General features: G+C 64.1%; 13 protein-coding genes. 8 read left to right on the top strand and 5 right to left on the bottom strand.

Annotated features, from left to right (window positions below):
* Positions 1 to 161 precede the first annotated feature (161 nt).
* Positions 162 to 1,220 (bottom strand): LacI family DNA-binding transcriptional regulator, encoded by a 1,059-nt coding sequence (locus tag ACLRDN_RS04915; protein ID WP_121044251.1) that lies wholly within the window; start codon positions 1,218 to 1,220, stop codon positions 162 to 164.
* 448 nt (positions 1,221 to 1,668) lie between these two features.
* Between ACLRDN_RS04915 and ACLRDN_RS04920 the strand changes: the two genes are divergently transcribed.
* The 6 genes from ACLRDN_RS04920 (at position 1,669) to ACLRDN_RS04945 (ending at position 10,145) form a co-directional block, all read left to right on the top strand.
* Complete coding sequence (locus ACLRDN_RS04920) at positions 1,669 to 3,021, top strand: GntP family permease (protein WP_034334060.1); 1,353 nt, start codon at positions 1,669 to 1,671, stop codon at positions 3,019 to 3,021.
* Positions 3,022 to 3,081: 60 nt separating this feature from the next.
* Positions 3,082 to 4,635, top strand: coding sequence for a gluconokinase (gene gntK, locus ACLRDN_RS04925; protein WP_413459213.1), 1,554 nt, complete (start codon positions 3,082 to 3,084; stop codon positions 4,633 to 4,635).
* A gap of 71 nt (positions 4,636 to 4,706) precedes the next feature.
* Positions 4,707 to 5,501: an SDR family NAD(P)-dependent oxidoreductase gene (locus ACLRDN_RS04930; protein WP_413459214.1), complete on the top strand. Its 795-nt coding sequence runs from the start codon at positions 4,707 to 4,709 to the stop codon at positions 5,499 to 5,501.
* 27 nt (positions 5,502 to 5,528) lie between these two features.
* The gene (locus ACLRDN_RS04935; RefSeq protein WP_413459215.1) at positions 5,529 to 6,566 is read left to right on the top strand and encodes an L-idonate 5-dehydrogenase; all 1,038 of its coding nucleotides are present in this window, start codon (positions 5,529 to 5,531) and stop codon (positions 6,564 to 6,566) included.
* Positions 6,567 to 6,795: 229 nt separating this feature from the next.
* On the top strand, positions 6,796 to 8,349 hold the full coding sequence (locus tag ACLRDN_RS04940; RefSeq protein WP_413459216.1) for a methyl-accepting chemotaxis protein: 1,554 nt from the start codon (positions 6,796 to 6,798) through the stop codon (positions 8,347 to 8,349).
* A gap of 242 nt (positions 8,350 to 8,591) precedes the next feature.
* Entirely contained in the window at positions 8,592 to 10,145 is a 1,554-nt protein-coding gene (locus ACLRDN_RS04945) for a methyl-accepting chemotaxis protein (RefSeq protein WP_413459217.1), read from the top strand.
* A 67-nt stretch (positions 10,146 to 10,212) separates the two neighbouring features.
* Here ACLRDN_RS04945 and tal read toward each other — a convergent pair whose 3' ends face one another.
* From tal to pgi, 4 genes are all read right to left on the bottom strand, one after another.
* Positions 10,213 to 11,148 (bottom strand): transaldolase, encoded by a 936-nt coding sequence (gene tal / locus ACLRDN_RS04950; protein WP_413459218.1) that lies wholly within the window; start codon positions 11,146 to 11,148, stop codon positions 10,213 to 10,215.
* 105 nt (positions 11,149 to 11,253) lie between these two features.
* Positions 11,254 to 12,108: an SIS domain-containing protein gene (locus ACLRDN_RS04955; RefSeq protein WP_034310514.1), complete on the bottom strand. Its 855-nt coding sequence runs from the start codon at positions 12,106 to 12,108 to the stop codon at positions 11,254 to 11,256.
* Between the two features lie 38 nt (positions 12,109 to 12,146).
* Positions 12,147 to 13,613 (bottom strand): glucose-6-phosphate dehydrogenase, encoded by a 1,467-nt coding sequence (gene zwf, locus ACLRDN_RS04960; protein WP_413459219.1) that lies wholly within the window; start codon positions 13,611 to 13,613, stop codon positions 12,147 to 12,149.
* 52 nt (positions 13,614 to 13,665) lie between these two features.
* Positions 13,666 to 15,336, bottom strand: a complete 1,671-nt coding sequence (pgi, locus tag ACLRDN_RS04965; protein WP_413459220.1) for a glucose-6-phosphate isomerase — start codon at positions 15,334 to 15,336, stop codon at positions 13,666 to 13,668.
* A 322-nt stretch (positions 15,337 to 15,658) separates the two neighbouring features.
* Between pgi and edd the strand changes: the two genes are divergently transcribed.
* Together edd and ACLRDN_RS04975 are read left to right on the top strand one after the other, a co-directional pair.
* Entirely contained in the window at positions 15,659 to 17,530 is a 1,872-nt protein-coding gene (gene edd, locus ACLRDN_RS04970) for a phosphogluconate dehydratase (RefSeq protein ID WP_413459221.1), read from the top strand.
* Entirely contained in the window at positions 17,527 to 18,156 is a 630-nt protein-coding gene (locus ACLRDN_RS04975; protein WP_034336019.1) for a bifunctional 4-hydroxy-2-oxoglutarate aldolase/2-dehydro-3-deoxy-phosphogluconate aldolase, read from the top strand. Before edd ends, ACLRDN_RS04975 begins: the two co-directional genes overlap by 4 nt.
* Positions 18,157 to 18,214 lie beyond the last annotated feature (58 nt).

Below are 18,214 nucleotides of genomic sequence, written 5' to 3' on the forward strand. Positions count from 1 at the left end.
GCTGCTGCATTCTTGCAGAGGAGAACGACACCGGGTGATTGTAGAGAATGGCGATTTTCTGTCCAGAGCCGGGAGCCGCCGATGGATGGATTATTGGCGCCGATTCGTCCACGGATGTGCGGGATGCTGGCGCGAGTGCGAACGAAAACGCAAACGCCCGCTCAGGTACTCTCGCGCAGCGCCAGCTCGAAGCCCAGGTCCAGGCGGCCCTTGGGAATGTCTTCGCCCTTGAGCTGGCGTACCAGCATTTCGGCCGACTTGTAGCCGATGTCGTAGCGCGGCGTGACCACGGTGGTGATGGAGGGGGTGGCGCAAGCGGCCCACGAGAGATCGTTGAAACCGGCAATGGCCATCTCGCGCGGCACGCTGATGCCCTGGCGCTGGCATTCGAACAGCGCGCCCAGGGCCAGGTCATCATTGCAGCAAAAGACCGAATCGCATTCCGGATGCTGTTCCAGCACCCGCCGCAGCAGTTGCGCGCCCATGTCGACGGTGGTCGGCTCGGGCAGCAAGACTTCGATCTCCGGCTTGATGCCCGCTTCCAGCAAGCCTTTGCGGAAGCCCTCGCGGCGCTTCATCATGCGCGGGTCGAGCTGGGCCGCGAGGAAAGCCGGGCGCCGGTAGCCCCGTTCGACCAGATGCCGGGCCACCGCATGCCCGGCACGCGTCTGCGAGAACCCCACCGAAAAATCATGCTGGCTGCGCCCCAGGTCGAACATGCGCACCGCCGGGATATCCCGGCTGCCGGGACGGGCCTGCAGGATGTCGTGCTGTTCGCTGCTGGACAGCAGGAAGCCGGCCGGCGCATGGGCCAGGTAGGTGGCGATGAGCTGTTCTTCCTTGGCCCGCACGTAACCGGTCTCGCCGATCAGGAACTGGTAGCCGGCACCGGCCAGGTAGTCACGAATGCCGGAAAGCGTCTCGATGAAGACCGCATTGGTCAGCGACGGCACCAGCACCGCGATCACCTGCGAGCGCGCCGAAGCCAGCGTCGAGGCCGCCTGGTTGGGCACATAGCCCAGGCGATCGATGGCTTCCAGGATGCGCTGGCGCGACTGTTCCTGCACCAGGCCGGGATTCTTCAGCGCACGGGACACCGTCATCGGGCTCACCCCGGCCTCGGCCGCCACGTCGATGATGGTGACGCGTCCGGTGGCGCGGCTGCCGCGCACGGCGGGTGGAGACTTGGGCTTGGACTTGGGTGCTGCGCGCTGGGTCATGGATGCAGGGGAGGGCGGTCATTCAGGGTGGCGACATGATACCTGCTTGCGGGGCCCTCTTGGCATGCGGGAAGTCCTTTCGGGTGTTTCCGCAAAACAATTTATATCGAGCCCGCGCCCGCTCAATTCCCGCTTCTGACGCACCGCAACACAACAAGTGTTTGACCCGCGCAAAATGTTAGCGTTATCATCGCGCCCCATGTTAACGCTAACATCCGAACCTCCGGGCACACGGCGGCGGAGCTGGCGGCGGCATACCAAACTCAGGAACGGAACTCAGTGCATCCCTCGTGGGTTCCTCTATAAAACACTACGCAGATAGTGCAGATGCCCGTGCCTTCTCCAGGAGAGGCCGCAGGAGACGCTCGCCCTGGCGCCATGCGCGGGGCCGCGCTGCTGCGCTGAACCAGGGAGGGTGCGCCATCGGCTATCGGCAATCGGAGATCCCATGCTGGGCATGAGCCACGACGCCACCTTGCTGTTCAATGCAGTCATTGCAATTCTCGCGCTGATCCTGATGATCACGCGCCTGCGCATCCACCCCTTCATCGCCCTGACCATTACGTCGGGCTTCCTCGGCTTGATCTCCGGCATGCCGCTGCCCAAGATCGTCAAGTCCTTCCAGGACGGCTTCGGCGGCGTGCTCGGTTTCGTCGGCATCGTGCTGGGCCTGGGCACCATGCTGGGCAAGCTGATGGCCGAGTCCGGCGGCGCTGACCAGATTTCCCAGACGCTGGTGCGCGCCTTCGGCCGCGAGCGCGTGCACTGGGCCATGATGATGGGGGCCTTCCTGGTCGGTATCCCCCTGTTCTTCGAGATCGGCTTCGTGCTGCTGATCCCGCTGGTGTTCATTGTGGCGCGCCGTTCCGGCGTGCCGCTGTTCAAGATCGGCATGCCCATGCTGGCCAGCCTGTCGGTGATGCACGGCCTGGTGCCGCCGCATCCGGGCCCGCTGCTGGCCATCGGCATCTTCGGTGCTGACATCGGCAAGACCATCTTCTATGGTCTGCTGGTGGGCCTGCCGACCGTCATCATCGCCGGCCCCCTGTTCGGTGCCTTCATCTCGCGCTACGTCGACATCAAGCCCTCCGAGGAACTGATGGCGCAACTGGCGCGCGAGCCGCAGACCACCAACCTGCCGGGCTTCACCACCACGCTGGTGACGGTGCTGCTGCCGGTGTTCCTGATGCTGCTCAAGACCTTCGTCGACGTCACCCTGCCGGAAGGCCACGCCGTGCGCGACCTGATGGACTTCATCGGCAACCCCATCGTGGCCCTGCTGGCCGCACTCCTGCTGGCGATCTGGACCTTCGGCATCGCCCGTGGCTTCACCCGCCAGCAAGTGCTCAAATTCGTGGACCAGAGCCTGGCCCCGACTGCGGCCATCGTGCTCATCATCGGTGCCGGCGGCGGCTTCAAGCAGATGCTGGTGAACTCCGGCGTGGGCACTGCCATCGGCCAGCTGGCCGTGCATGCACAGATATCGCCGCTGCTCTTGGCCTGGTTCGTGGCCGGCGTGATCCGCGTGGCTACCGGCTCGGCCACCGTCGCCACCATCACCGGTGCCGGCATCGTCGCACCGCTCGTGGCCCTGATCCCCGGCACCAACAAGGAACTGCTGGTGCTGGCCACCGGCGCCGGTTCGCTGATCCTGTCGCACGTCAACGATGCGGGCTTTTGGCTGGTCAAGGAATACTTCAACATGAGCGTCGGTGAGACCTTCAAGACCTGGACGGTGATGGAAACGCTGATCTCGGTTGTTGCTATCATCTTCATCATGTTGCTCAACCTGGTCGTCTAAGACTGATCGCAACGCCCGGCTGGTCCGGGCGTCTTGCTTTGTTTCTCAAGGAAAATTCACATGTCCTCTTCCGCACCCTACATGCTCGGCGTCGATATCGGCACCACCAGCACCAAGACCGTGGTCTTCACGCTCGACGGCAAGGTGGTTGCCCAGCATGCAGAGGAATACCCGGTCCTCTGTACCGAACCGGGCATGGCGGAACAGGAACCGGAACAGATCGTCGCGGCCGCCCTGGCTTCCATCGCCGGCGCCGTCAAGGCCGCCAAGGCTGCACCGCAGGAGATCGCGCTGTTATCTTTCAGTGCCGCCATGCACAGCGTCATCGCAATCGATGCCGACAATGGCCTGCTCTCCAACAGCATCACCTGGGGCGATATCCGCGCCTCGGTCTGGGCCGAACGCATCAAGCACGAGCACGACGGCAATGCCATCTATCGCCGTACCGGCACCCCCATCCACCCCATGTCGCCGCTGTGCAAGCTGATGTGGATGCGGCATGAAAAGCCGGAGGTCTTCCATCAGGCCGCGCGCTTCGTCGGCATCAAGGAATACCTGCTTTACCAGCTCTTCGGCCAGTGGGTGGTGGATCACTCCATCGCCTCGGCCACCGGCATGTTCAACCTGCGCGAGCTGGCCTGGGACCAGGGCGCGCTGGAATTGCTGGGCGTACGTCCCGAACAATTGCCCACCCCGGTGCCGACCACGCACCGCCTGCCGGCCCTGTCGCCCGAGATGGCGCAGCGCCTGGGGCTGTCGGTCGACACACCCTTCATCATCGGCGCCAATGACGGCGTGCTCTCCAACCTGGGCGTGAACGCCATCGAGATCGGCCATGTGGCCGTGACCATCGGTACGTCCGGTGCGATGCGTACCGTGATCGATGAGCCGCTCACCGATCCGCATGGCCGCCTGTTCTGTTATGCACTGACCGAAAAGCACTGGGTGGTCGGCGGCCCCGTCAACAATGGCGGCAACATCTTCCGCTGGGTGCGCGATGAGCTGGCCACCGCCGAAGCGGCTGCTGCGCGTGAGGAAGGCGTCGATCCCTACGAGGCACTGACCCGCATCGCCGAGAAGGTGCGTCCCGGCGCGGAAGGGCTGCTGTTCCATCCCTTCATGGCCGGCGAGCGCGCTCCCCTGTGGAATGCCGACCTGCGCGGCTCCTTCTTCGGCCTGGCCCTGCATCACGGCAAGCACCACATGATCCGCGCGGCGCTCGAAGGGGTGATCTTCAACCTCTATAGCATCCTGCCGGCACTGGAAGAACTGGTTGGCCCCACCAAACGCATGATGGCCACCGGCGGCTTCGCCCGGTCGGCCCTGTGGCGACAGATGATGGCCGACATCTTCAATCGCGAAGTGGTGGTGCCCGAGAGCGTGGAATCGTCCTGCCTGGGCGCGGCCGTGCTGGGTGCCTGGGCGCTGGGCCTGCTGCCATCGCTGTCGGTGATCTCCGGCATGGTCGGCTCCACCAACCATCACGCCCCCGAGGCCGAGGCGGTCGCCGTCTATGGCCGTCTGCAACCCATCTTTGCCGCCATTCCGGCCAAGCTGGAAGCGGAGTATCACGCCATCGCCGCCTTCCAGCGCGAGACCGGAAAGCAGCACTGAGTCCTGTTTTGCGCCATCAAGGGCAAGGCAGGGTTTGACATTGAAATTTCCGACAAGAAGAAAGAGACTACATGACCACCAAGACCACTCCCTTGCCCGCAGGTTTGCAGGGCTTTTCGCTGGAAGGCAAGCTGGCCCTCATCACCGGTTCCTCCGGTGGCATCGGCCTGGCGCTGGCACGCGGCATGGCCCAGGCGGGCGCGGCCATCGTGCTCAACGGGCGCGATGCCGGCAAGCTCGCCACTGTCGCGGCGCAATTGCGTGCCGAGGGCCACACCATTCATGAAGCCAGCTTCGACGCCACCGTCAGTGACGAGGTCAAGGCGGCGGTGCAGAAGATCGAAAGCGAGATCGGCGCCATCGGCATCCTGGTCAACAACGCCGGCATCCAGCGCCGCAATCCGCTGGAGGAGTTCAAGGAATCGGACTGGCACGACCTCATCAACACCAACCTCAACAGCGTCTTCTATGCTGCCCAGGCGGTCGCGCGCCACATGATCCCGCGCGGCGCGGGCAAGATCATCAACATCTGTTCGGTGCAGAGCGAGCTGGGCCGTCCCGGCATCGCCCCTTACACCGCCACCAAGGGCGCGGTGAAGATGTTCACCAAGGGCATGGCCATCGACTGGGGCAAGTACGGCATCCAGGTCAACGGCCTGGGCCCTGGCTATTTCAAGACCGAGATGAACATGGCCCTGGTCAACGATGCCAAGTTCACCGACTGGCTGGTGGGCCGCACGCCCTCGCGCCGCTGGGGCGATGTGGAAGACCTTGTGGGAGCGGCCGTGTTCCTGGGCAGCGACGCCTCCCGCTTCGTGAACGGCCACATCCTCTACGTGGATGGCGGCGTGACCGCTACCTTGTAAATCATTCAGATCATTTCGGAGACAAACATGCAACAAGGCCTCGTCATCCATGCACCGCACGACCTGCGCATTCAGCCGCTGGAGTGCGCACCCCTGCAACCGCAGCAACTGAAGGTCAAGGTCAAGGCCGGCGGCATCTGCGGCTCGGACCTGCACTACTATCACCACGGCGGCTTCGGCGTGGTGCGCATCAAGGAACCGATGGTGCTGGGCCATGAAGTCTCGGGCCAGATCGCTGAAGTCGGGTCGGCCGTCACCGACATCGCCCCGGGGACCCGCATCGCCATCTCGCCCAGCCGCCCGTGCGGCCTCTGCAAGTACTGCCAGGAAGGCAAGCAGAATCACTGCCTGGACATGCGCTTCTACGGCAGCGCCATGCGCACCCCGCACGTGCAGGGCGCGTTCCGCCAGGAAATCATCATCGAACGTTCGCAGGCCCACATCGTGGCCGACCATGTCACCGATGGCGAAGCAGCCATGGCCGAGCCGCTGTCGGTGGCGCTGCATGCGGTGCGCCGCGCCGGTCCGCTGGTGGGCAAGCGCGTGCTGGTGACCGGCTGCGGTCCCATCGGCGCCCTGGTGGTGGTGGCGGCCCGCCGCGCCGGTGCACTCGAAGTGGTGGTCACCGATGTGGCCAGCATGCCCTTGCAAGCGGCCCTGCAGGTGGGCGCCGACCGCGCCATCAACATGGCCGAGACGCCCGATGCACTGAAGGCCTTTGCGGCCGACAAGGGGACCTTCGACGTCCTCTTCGAAGCCAGCGGCAATGAACGTGCGCTGGTGGGCGCGCTGGAAGCGCTGCGTCCGCAAGCGGTCATCGTGCAGGTCGGCCTGGGGGGCGACATCCAGTTCCCGGCCAACCTGCTGGTGGGCAAGGAGCTGGACTGGCGCGGCGCCTTCCGTTTCCATGAGGAGTTCGCCATGGCGGTGGAACTGATGAACCGCAAGCTGGTGGATGTGAAGCCCCTGATCACGGCGACCTATCCCATCGCCCAGGCGGTGGAGGCCTTCGAGATCGCCGGTGACCGATCGAAGATGATGAAGGTGCAGATCAGTTTTGACTGAACCTGCACGGTGGCTTCCCTGCGGGGCTGCCGTTCTTGGGAGGGAGAATGCCATCGCGCAGTGTTGCGCGATGGCATTTTTCTTTTTTCCCGTCCTGCAGGGGGGATGCCGGCGTTCATTGACAAGGCAGGCCGCGCGCTATAAGTTCGTTGCCAAAACGGCAGGGCGCAGCTCGGAGGGGGCGCGCTCTGGCATACCGCCATCGCCACACCTCTGGGGGGAGGAAATCATGTCCAGGCCAGGACTTCGTACCTTGACCGTGGGTCAGCGCCTGTCGGTGCTGATCCTGCTGGCCTTGCTGGGGCTGGTCGCCACGGCCGCCGTCAGCTTGCGCCAGATCGAGAATGTCTACCAGGCGGCCAGTTACGCCCAGGTCAATACGGTGCCCAGCGTGACCACGCTCGATGATGCCCAGGCCGCCTTCAATGCCATCCAGGGACGTATTTACCAATACCTGTTCAATCACGATCCGTACGACCGCGCCCGCTTGCTGCAGGAAATGGAAGTGCAGCGCGGGCGGCTGAACCGGCATCTCAAGCTTTACGCGGACGCTTACATCACCGATGAGACCGATGGCGCGATGCTGGCCGATGTCCAGGCCCGCATCGTCGCCTTCGAGGAAGTGGTGCGACGGCTTCTGGCCGCCGCTGATGCCGACCGCATCGAGGACAGCCTGCCGCAAGCGATCCTGGAGTTCCGGGCGGGCGTTGATGGCGTCCAGACGACTTTTGCGCGACATCGTTCGTACAACATTGCCTTGGGCGATGCCAGCGCGCTGAGCGCGCGCGAGATCATCCGCGACGCCCTGGAGAACGTGCTCCAGGTAGCCGGCGGCGTGCTGCTGCTACTGCTGCTGGCGGGATGGCTGCTCACCCGCACCCTGCTGCGCCAGATGGGGGGCGAGCCGGGGGATGTGGTGACGGTGATGCAGCGCCTTTCCGACGGTGACCTGGTACAGAAGGTCAGCCTCAAGTCCCGCTACAGCGACAGCATGATGCATGCGATCCAGAAAACGATGACGCGCCTGGCCCAGGTAGTGACCGAAGTGCGGGACAACGCCGAAGGACTGGTCAGCACGGCCGAGGAGGTGAGTGCAACGGCGCAATCGCTCTCGCGCGCCTCCAGCGAGCAGGCTGCCGGTGTGGAGCAGACCAGCGAGGCGCTGGCCCGGATCCACGCCTCCATCCTCAGTACTGCCCAGAACGCCCGCCTGACCGACCAGATCGCAGCAGCCGCAGCGCTGGAAGCACGCCAATGTGCAGAAACGGTCAGGCAGATGGTGGCGGCCATCCAGCAGATTGCCGGCAAGATCGAAGTCATCGATGACATCGCCTACCAGACCAACCTGCTGGCTCTGAATGCCACCATCGAGGCCGCGCATGCGGGTGAGCACGGCAGCGGCTTTGCGGTGGTGGCGGCCGAAGTGCGGCGCCTGGCCGAGCGCAGCCAGTCGGCGGCCCAGGAAATCGATGAGGTGGCGCGCGAGAATGTGGCCCTGGCCTGCGCGGCCGAACGGCAACTGGACGACATGGTGCCGACCATCGCCCGGACCTCGGCGCTGGTGCAGGACATCGTGCAGACCGCGAATCAGCAATCGGATGCGGTCAGCCAGATCAGCGCCGCCGCCAGCGAGCTGGCCCAGGTGATCCAGCAGAATTCGCTCAGTTCCGAAGAACTGGCTGTGACCTCGGAAGAACTGAATCGCCGTGCCATCCACTTGCAGAGCACGGTGGGCTTCTTCCAATGCCAGCTGGTGCGCGGCTTGCAGCCCAGGCTGGCTTGACATCGGATCGCGGACGGTCAGCTTGGATGAGAGCTGATGAGAGGTGATTAGAGTTGGTGAGAATGCCGTCCCGTACATTTGCGAGACGGCGTTTTCTTTTGCAGCGGGTGAGAGAGCGGATCAGCCCCGATTGACAAGCCAAGTCTCCCGGCGATAATTTTATTCACAGCCCTGCAGCGCGCCGCAGCGAGGGGAGCGCGCCATCAACGCAGCCACTGTCTTGCCTCTGGGGAGAGGGAATCATGTCCAGGCCCGGGTTTCGTTCGCTGACCGTCGGTCGGCGCTTGTTCGTGCTGATCCTGCTGGCAGCGATGGGGCTGGTGGCCACCGCCGCTGTCGGCTTGCGCCAGATCGAGAAGGTCTATGAGGCCGCCAACTACGCGCAGGTCAATACGGTCCCCAGCGTGACCACGCTCGATGATGCGCAGGCGGCCTTCAACGGAATTCGCGAACGGGTCTACTTCTACCTGATCAACCTCGATCCGGCCGACCGCGCCCGCATGGTGCAGGAGATGGACCAGCTGCGCGTGCGCATGAACGGGCATCTCAAGCTCTATGGCGACACTTACATTTCCGACGAGACCGATGGTGCCATGCTGGCCGAGGTGCGTGCCCGCTTCGCTTCCTTTGAAGACGTCAGGAACCGCCTGCTGCTCGAGAGCGGCAGGAGCCTGATCCATGACAGCCATACTCCCCTCGGCCTGGAGTTTCGCGCGGCCATCGAGAGTGTGCAAGCCAGCTTTGCACGCCATCGCTCCTACAACGTGGCCTTGGGCGAGGCGGGGGCCATGAGTGCGCGCGACATCATCAGCCATGCGCTGGAGTCGGTGGCGCTGGTGGCCGGTAGTGTGTTGCTGGTACTGGTCGCTGCAGGGTGGCTGCTCACGCGCACCTTGTTGAATCAGATGGGAGGCGAACCAGGCGATGTGGTCACGGTGATGAAGCGTCTCTGCGACGGGGACCTGTTGCAGCAGGTCAGGCTCAAGCCGGGCTGCCGCGATAGCATGATGCACGCCATCCGCACGATGGTCGAACGCTTGGCGCGGGTGGTGACCGAAGTACGTGGCAATGCCGAGGGCATGGCCGATACCGCTGCCGAAGTCAGCGCCACTGCGCAATTGCTCGCAGCGGCTGCCACCGAACAGGCCAGCGGTGTCGAGCAGACCAGCACGGCCCTGGTCCAGATGCATGACGCCATCCACAGTACGGCTGACAACGCACGCCTGACCGGCCAGATCGCTTCGGCTGCTGCGGGGCAGGCGCACCAGTGCGCCGATACGGTAGGAAAGATGGTGGCTGCCATCCAATTGATCGCGGGAAAAATCGCCATCATCGATGACATCGCCTACCAGACCAATCTGCTTGCACTCAACGCCGCCATCGAAGCTGCGCATGCAGGACCACTCGGAGCCGGGTTTGCGGTGGTGGCGGGGGAGGTGCGGCGCCTGGCCGAACGCAGCCAGGCTGCGGCAGAAGAGATCGACCAGGTCGCGCGCGAGCATACGATGTTGGCCAGCCGGGTTGAGCAGCAGCTCTGCGACATGGTCCCGGGCATTGCCCGCACCTCTGCACTGGTGCAGGACATCGTGCAATCGTCGGAGCAGCAATCGGCTGCGGTGAGCCAGATCAGCGCTGCGGCCAGCCAGCTTGCCCATGTGGTGCAACAGAACTCGATCAGTTCCGAAGAGCTGGCGGCGACCTCGGAGGAACTGAATCGCCGCGCTATTACCTTGCGCACGTCAGTGGGATTCTTCCAGTGCCAGCTGGCGCGGGGCATGCGGGCCAGCCTGGCTTAGAGTGCAGCAAGGCGAGCACCGAGGTGCTCGCCTTGTGATGGGCTCCGGCTTTTGCGTGTGCGTTATTTCAGCGCAGGCCGTCCACGATCTGTTCCAGCTTCACTGCATCGGCTGCGAACTGGCGAATGCCTTCGGCCAGTTTTTCGGTGGCCATCGCGTCGCCGTTCAAGGCCAGGCGGAAGGCCTTTTCGTCCAGCGAGATGCGCACGATATCGGCGGCATCGGCCGCTTCCTTGCTCAGCTTGCGCTCGACCGGTGCGTCGGACTCGGCCAGCTTCTGCAGCAGGTCCGGGCTGATGGTGAGCAGGTCGCAACCGGCCAGCTCGACGATCTGCGAGGTATTGCGGAAGCTCGCGCCCATCACTTCGGTCGCGTAGCCGAACTTGCGGTAGTAGTTGTAGACCGCCTTGACCGACTGCACGCCCGGATCATCGCTACCGGTGTAGTCCTGGCCGGTGGACTTCTTGTACCAGTCATAGATGCGGCCGACGAAGGGCGAAATCAGCTGCACACGCGCTTCGGCGCAGGCAATGGCTTGCGGCAGCGAGAACAGCAGCGTCAGGTTGCAGCGGATGCCCTCCTTCTCCAGGATCTCGGCGGCACGGATGCCTTCCCAGGTGGAGGCGATCTTGATCAACACGCGCTCGCGCGCAATGCCAGCCTCTTCGTACAGGCGGATCAGTTCGCGGCCCTTGGCCACCGTGCCCTCGGTATCGAAGGACAGGCGCGCATCGGTCTCGGTGGAGACGCGGCCGGGGATCAGTTTCAGGATTTCCAGGCCGAAGGCGATGAGCAGGCGGTCGATGATCTCATCGGTGCTCTTGCCGGCGTGGGCCTTGACGACCGACTCCAGCAGCGGCTGGTACTCGGCCTTCTGCACAGCCTTGAGGATCAGCGAGGGATTGGTGGTGGCGTCCTGCGGCGCGAAGGCCTTCATCGCCTGGAAGTCGCCGGTATCGGCCACGATGGTGGTGTACTGCTTCAACTGGTCAAGCTGGCTCATGGAAAGTCCTGTTGCTAAAGAGAATGAAGGGGACAACGGCATTGTACGCATGGGCGCTGCGTTGTCTGTCGGTCAATGACTGATCCTTGATCCGTCGCAGTCCTCTCAACGGAAGAAGGAATCGAATTGCATGTCGAATTTCTGCAGCGATTTCTGGGCGTTCTGCATCTTCTTGCGGAATTCCGGTCCGCGCCGCAGGGCCAGGCCCACGGCGAGGATGTCGATCACCACCAGGTGCGCCAGGCGCGCCGAGATGGGCGTATAGGGGTCGATGTTGAAGGACAGGTCGATGGGCACCAGCACTGTGGCCAATTCGGCCAGGGGAGTGCCGGACGGTCCCAGCACGATGATGTCGGCACCGCCCTTGCGGGCCAGCTGGATCGAGCGCAGCAGGGCGGCATTGCCGCCGCGCTGCGAGATCGCCACCACGCAGTCGCCGGCCTTGAGCAGCGAAGCCGCGATGCTGTGGATGTGCGGGTCGGAATAAGCCACCGTGGGCACGCCCGAGCGGAAGAACTTGTGCTGGGCATCGTTGGCCACGATGCCGGAGGTACCCTGGCCGTAGAACTCGATCTTGTTGGCGCGTGCCAGCACGTCCAGCGCCAGCTGGATCGCATCCGGGTTCAGGTGATTGCGCAAGTCCAGCAGGGTGTTGATGGAGCGGCTGCAGATCTTGTTGACCAGGTCGGCGGCCAGGTCGTCCTGCGCCAGCGTTTCATCGGCACCCGGCAGGGCCAGTGCCAGGCTCTGCGCCAGCTTCAACTTGAAGTCGTGCCAGCCCTCGTAACCGATGGCGCGGCAGAAGCGGATCACGGTCGGTTCCGAGACTTCCGCATTCTTGGCCAGCGCCGTCAGGTTCTCCGCCAAGGCCAGCTGCGGGTTGGCCAGAATGGTGGCCGCCACTTTCTTCTCCGACTTGGAGAGGGAGTTGATGTGGGTGCGAATGGAATCGAGCAGCATGGACATGGCAGTGGCCTGGTGACGCTAAGCCTGTGGCCTCAGACCTCGGGCAGCGCTTCTTCGCGCCACTGCAGGCCATCGCGGCCGATCAGTGCGCTCGCCGCAGCCGGGCCCCAGGTGCCGGCGTTGTAGGGCACGGGGTCGGCTTCCTGCTGGTCCCAGTAGGTGAGGATGGGTTCGACCCATTCCCAGGCGGCTTCCAGTTCGTCGCTGCGCATGAACAGTGTCAGGTGGCCGCGCAGCACGTCCAGCAGCAGGCGCTCGTAGGCATCCATGCGCGGGGTCTTGAATTTCTCGCGGAAGTCCAGCTCCAGTTCCACCGGGCGCAGGCGCATGCCGTCGCCGGGCTGCTTGGCCATCAGGTTCATGTGCAGGCCTTCGTCGGGCTGCAGGCGGATGACCAGGCAGTTGGGCGTGTCGTTCTGATGCGCGAAGATGGAGTGCGGCACGCTCTTGAAGCGCACCACGATCTCGGCCAGCGAATCGGCCATGCGCTTGCCGGTGCGCAGGTAGAAGGGGACGCCAGCCCAGCGCCAGGTATCGATCTCGGCCTTCACCGCCACATAGGTCTCGGTACGCGAATCGGGATTGGCATCGGCTTCCTTGCGGTAGCCGGGCACGGCCACGCCATCGACGTGACCGGCGCGGTACTGGCCGCGCACCACGTTCATGGCCAGCGTGGTCGGGGTAAAGCGCTTGAGCGAGCGCAGCACCTTCAGTTTTTCATCGCGCACGGCATCGGCCGAGTTCGACACCGGCGGTTCCATGGCCACGATACAGAGCAGTTGCAGCAGATGGTTCTGCAGCATGTCGCGCAGCGCACCGGAGGTATCGTAGTAATCGAAGCGGCCGCCCACGCCGAGTTCTTCGGCGATGGTGATTTGCACGTCGGAGATCCATTCACGGCGCCACAGCGGCTCGAACAGCACGTTGCCGAAGCGCAGCGCCAAGAGGTTCTGCACCGCCTCTTTGCCGAGGTAGTGGTCGATACGGAAGATCTGCGATTCCTGGAAGTAGCGGCCCACTTGGGCGTTGATGTTGCGGGCGCTTTCGAGGTCGCGGCCCAGCGGCTTTTCCAGCACCACGCGCGAGGTTGGCGTGACCAGGCCAGCCTTGGAGAGGTTCTCGCAGATGGAGGCGAACAGGCTCGGCGGCGTGGCCAGGTAGAACACGCGGGCCAGGCCGTCGACTTCGCGCAGGGCTTCTTTCAGATGGCTGAAGCTGTCGGCTTCCTTGGCATTGACCGAGGCGTATTGCAGGCGGTTGGTGAAGCGGTCCCAGACGCTGGCGTCCAGGTTGGCGGCCGGCACGTGGGGTTTGGAATCCTTTTCCACCAGCTTGAGGAAATCCTCGCGCGATTTTTCATCGCGGCCCAGGCAGATGATGCGGGCATCGGCCGGCAGGTCGCGCGCGCGTTCGCGGGCATACAGCGCCGGCAGCAGCTTGCGCATCGAGAGGTCGCCGGTGCCGCCGAATAAAACCAGATCGAAATCAGAAGTAGCCATGGTGTGTGTTGTCTCTTTGTGCGTGAAGTAGCGGGTGGGCGCTACGTGGTTGCTAGCCTTGCTGTCCGGTGCGGGCTGCCTCGCGCGCCAGGGCGATCAGGGCGCTGGTGGAGGCATCGTGCCGCGCTGCATCCGGTGCGGTGTCGGACTTCAGTTCGGCCAGGATGGTCTTGGCCAGGACCTTGCCCAGTTCCACGCCCCACTGGTCGAAGCTGTTGATGCCCCAGATCGCGCCCTGCACGAAGGTCTTGTGCTCATAGAGCGCAATCATCGCGCCCAGCGCATGCGGGCTCAGTTCGGGCAGCAGCAGGGTATTGCTGGGACGATTGCCATCAAAGGTTTTGTGCGGGATCAGGGCCGCAAGTTCCGCTTCGGGCAAGCCCTGTGCCTGCAGGTCGGCACGCACTTCGTCGGCATCCTTGCCGCGCATGAAGGCTTCGGACTGCGCGAAGCAGTTGGCCAGCAGCGCTTCCTGATGCTCGGCAATGGCGTGTGAAGGCTTGAGGACCGCGATGAAATCGATGGGCGTGATGTCCGTGCCCTGGTGCAGCAGCTGGAAATAGGCGTGCTGGCCATTGGTGCCGACGTCGCCCCAGATGGCCGGGCAGGTCTGTACCGAGACCGGTGTGCCGTCACGGGTGATGCGCTTGCCGTTGCTCTCCATGTCCAGCTGTTGCAGGTAGGCCGGGAAGAAGCGCAGCCATTGGTGATAGGGCGCGATGGTGAGCGAGGCGCTGTCGAGGAAGTTGCGGTTCCAGATCCCGACCAGGGCCTGGATCACCGGCATGTTCGATTCCAGCGGCGCTTCGCGGAAATGGCGATCCATGGCGTGCGCGCCGGCCAGGAATTGCGCGAAGTGGTCGTAGCCGATCAGCAGGGCGATCGGAAGACCGATGGCCGACCACACCGAGTAGCGGCCGCCGACCCAGTCCCAGAAGGGGAACATGTTCTCGGTATCGATGCCGAAGGCTGCGACTTCTTTGGCATTGGTGGAGACGGCCACGAAGTGCTTGGCCAGATCGTCGGACTTGCCATGCTGCAAGAACCATGCGCGCGCCGACTTGGCGTTGAGCATGGTTTCCTGGGTGGTAAAGGTCTTGGAGGCGACGATGAACAGCGTGGTCTCGGGATCGATGCGCGAGAGCACCTCATCGAGGTCATGGCCATCGACGTTGGAGACGAAGTGCGCCGTCAGGCGTGCATGGCGATAATCGCGCAGGGCCGTGCAGACCATCTGCGGGCCGAGGAAGGAGCCGCCGATGCCGATGTTGACGATGTCGGTGATCTCGCGCCCGGTGTAGCCGCGCCATTGGCCGCTGCGCACACGCTCGGAGAAATCGCGGATGTGCTGCAAGACCGCATGAACCTCCTGCGCCACGGGCTGTCCGTCCACTTGCGCGGTGCGGTCATCGGCCGGTGCGCGCAGGGCAGTGTGCAGGACGGCACGTTGTTCGGTAAAGTTGATCTTCTCGCCGCTGAACATGGCTTCACGCAGGGCTTCCACGCCGCGTTCACGGGCCAGGCTCATCAGCAGGGAGAGCGTGTCGGCATTGAGACGGTTCTTGGAGTAATCCAGCAGCAGCCCGGCAGCACGCACGTGCATGCGCTCGAAACGGTCGGGCTGTCGGGCGAACAGGTCGCGCAGGTGCCATTGAACTGCCGTGGCGTGATGGACTTGCAATGCCTGGAAGGCGGCCGTGTCGGTCAGGGCGGTGGTATGCATGAGTTGGGTGTCGGTTGGCTGTCTTGACCTGGCGGGCAGCGCGGCCGGCCGGGGTCATGTTCTAGGGACAACGCAGACGACTATACATCAAATGTCGCCAAAGTGGTAGTTTCACTACAGTTTATGACGGGCCCGTTACATTGCCGTGCGGCATCGGCGCTGCCGGCTCAAACTCCGAAGTGATAAGGGTTTTGAAGCGCAATGATGCTTACCAATGAAAAGACATGCAGCACTGGCCTGCTGCAGCGCTCTAAGTGTATGATTTCATTCGGCCAAAATTGTGTAGTAAAATTACAGTGTTAACGCTAACAGGAAACCGACAATGTCTCTCAACGCTACCTTAGCCAGCGTCACCCAACGCATCGCCGAACGTAGCCGTCCTTACCGGACCGCTTATCTCGAACGCCTGGAAGCCGCGCGCCGCAAGGGCGCGCAGCGTGGCGCGCTGGGCTGCACCAACCTGGCCCACGGCTTCGCCGCCTTCCCCGCCAATGACAAGCTGAAGTTGAAGGAAGACAAGGCGCCGTCGCTGGCCATCGTCTCGGCCTACAACGACATGCTGTCGGCGCACCAGCCCTTCGAGCGTTTCCCCCAGATTCTGAAAGAAGCCGCGCGCGAAGCCGGCGCCGTGGCGCAGTTCGCCGGCGGCACCCCGGCCATGTGCGATGGCGTGACCCAGGGCCAGGCCGGCATGGAGATGTCGCTGTTCTCGCGCGACGCCATCGCCATGGCCACTGCCATCGCGCTGTCGCACAACATGTTCGATGCGGCGCTGTACCTGGGCGTGTGCGACAAGATCGTGCCGGGCCTGTTGATCGGCGCGCTGCATTTCGGCCACCTGCCGGCCGTGTTCGTGCCGGCCGGTCCGATGACCAGCGGCATGAGCAACAGCGACAAGGTCAAGATCCGCCAGCTCTACACGGCCGGCAAGATCGGCCGCGCCGAACTGCTGGAAGCGGAATCGAAGTCCTATCACGGGGCCGGTACCTGCACCTTCTACGGCACCGCCAACAGCAACCAGATGCTGATGGAAGCCATGGGCCTGCACCTGCCGGGCGCAGCCTTCATTACCCCCAATACCCCGCTGCGCGATGCGCTCACCGCGGCCGCGGCCAAGCAGGCTGCCAAGATCACCGACCTCGGTTCGCAATACACGCCGGTGGGCCGCATGATCGACGAGAAGTCCATCGTCAATGCCATCGTCGCGCTGCATGCCACCGGCGGCTCCACCAATCACACCCTGCACCTGGTGGCCATCGCCAAGGCGGCCGGCATCGTGATCGACTGGGATGACTTCGACAAGCTCTCGGCCGTGGTGCCGCTGATCACCAAGATCTACCCCAACGGTACGGCCGATGTGAACCACTTCCATGCGGCGGGTGGCACCGGCTTCGTGCTGCGTGAGCTGATCGACGCCGGCCTGATGCATGACGACGTCACCACCATCCTGGGCCAGGGCCTGCGCCAGCACTGCAAGGAACCGATGCTGGCCGCTGAAGGCGAGAACGGCCGCCCCGGTATCGTCACCTGGCACGACGTTCCTGCCACGAGCGGCGACGAAGGCGTGCTGGGCACGGTGGCCAAGCCGTTTGCGGCTGACGGTGGCCTGAAGCTGCTGCAGGGCAACCTCGGCCGTGCGGTCATCAAGATTTCGGCGGTCAAGCCCGAGCATCGCGTGGTCGAAGCGCCTGCGGTGGTGTTCCATTCGCAGGAAGCCTTCATGGCCGCCTTCAAGGCCGGCGAACTGGACCGCGACTTCGTGGCCGTCATCACCTTCCAGGGTCCGCGTGCCAATGGCATGCCGGAGCTGCACTCGCTGACCCCGGCGCTGGGCATCCTGCAGGACAAGGGCCGTCACGTGGCGCTGGTGACCGATGGCCGCATGTCGGGCGCATCGGGTAAAGTACCGGCCGCGATCCACGTTACGCCGGAAGTGCTGGGCGGTGGTCCGCTGGGACGCGTGCGTACTGGCGATATCATCCGTCTGGACGCCGATGCCGGCACCTTGCAAGCCAAGGTCGAGGCTGCCGAATGGGAAGCACGTGGCCTGGACAGCAGCGACCTGTCGGGCAATCAGCACGGCATGGGCCGCGAATTGTTCAGCCTGTTCCGCAACGCGGTGGGAACCGCAGAAGAGGGTGGCGCCACCTTTGGCCTGCCGCCGATTTTTGAGAAAGAGAAAGTCACGGTATGAAGACCACACTGGAAATCATGCGCGCCTCGCCGGTCATCCCGGTGATCGCCATCGACAAGTTCGAACACGCCGTGCCGCTGGCACGCGCCCTGGTCGCGGGCGGCATCCGCGTGCTGGAAATCACCCTGCGCACCGAGCACGGCCTGCCGGCCATCCGTGCCATTGCCGAGTCGGTGCCGGACGCCATCGTGGGCGTGGGTACGCTGACTTCGCCCGAAGAGTTCACCGCTTCGCGTGATGCAGGTGCGGTCTTTGGCGTCTCGCCTGGCCTGACCCCGGCGCTGATCGAAGCGGCCAAGCGCAGCGGCCTGCCGCTGCTGCCGGGCGTGATGACGCCTTCCGAAGTGATGGCCGCGCGCGAAGCGGGCTTCCGTCAGTTGAAGCTGTTCCCGGCCGTGCCGGCCGGTGGCGTGGGCATGCTCAACGGTATTGCCGGTCCCTTGTCCGATGTGTCGTTCTGCCCGACGGGCGGTATTACGCAAGAGACGGCACCGCAGTTCCTGGCGTGCAAGAACGTCGTGTGCGTAGGCGGCTCCTGGCTGACCCCGAAGGCGGCCATCGAGGCCGGTGACTGGGACAAGATCACCGAGATCGCCAAGGCGGCAGCTGCGTTGAAGAAGGCTTGAGTTTTCCACAGCCTTGAGAGAAGACGGTGGCGGGTTTTTCCAGCCGTCTGATCGAATC

It is taken from the genome of Herbaspirillum huttiense (assembly GCF_047300815.1).
Lineage (GTDB): Bacteria > Pseudomonadota > Gammaproteobacteria > Burkholderiales > Burkholderiaceae_D > Herbaspirillum > Herbaspirillum huttiense_A.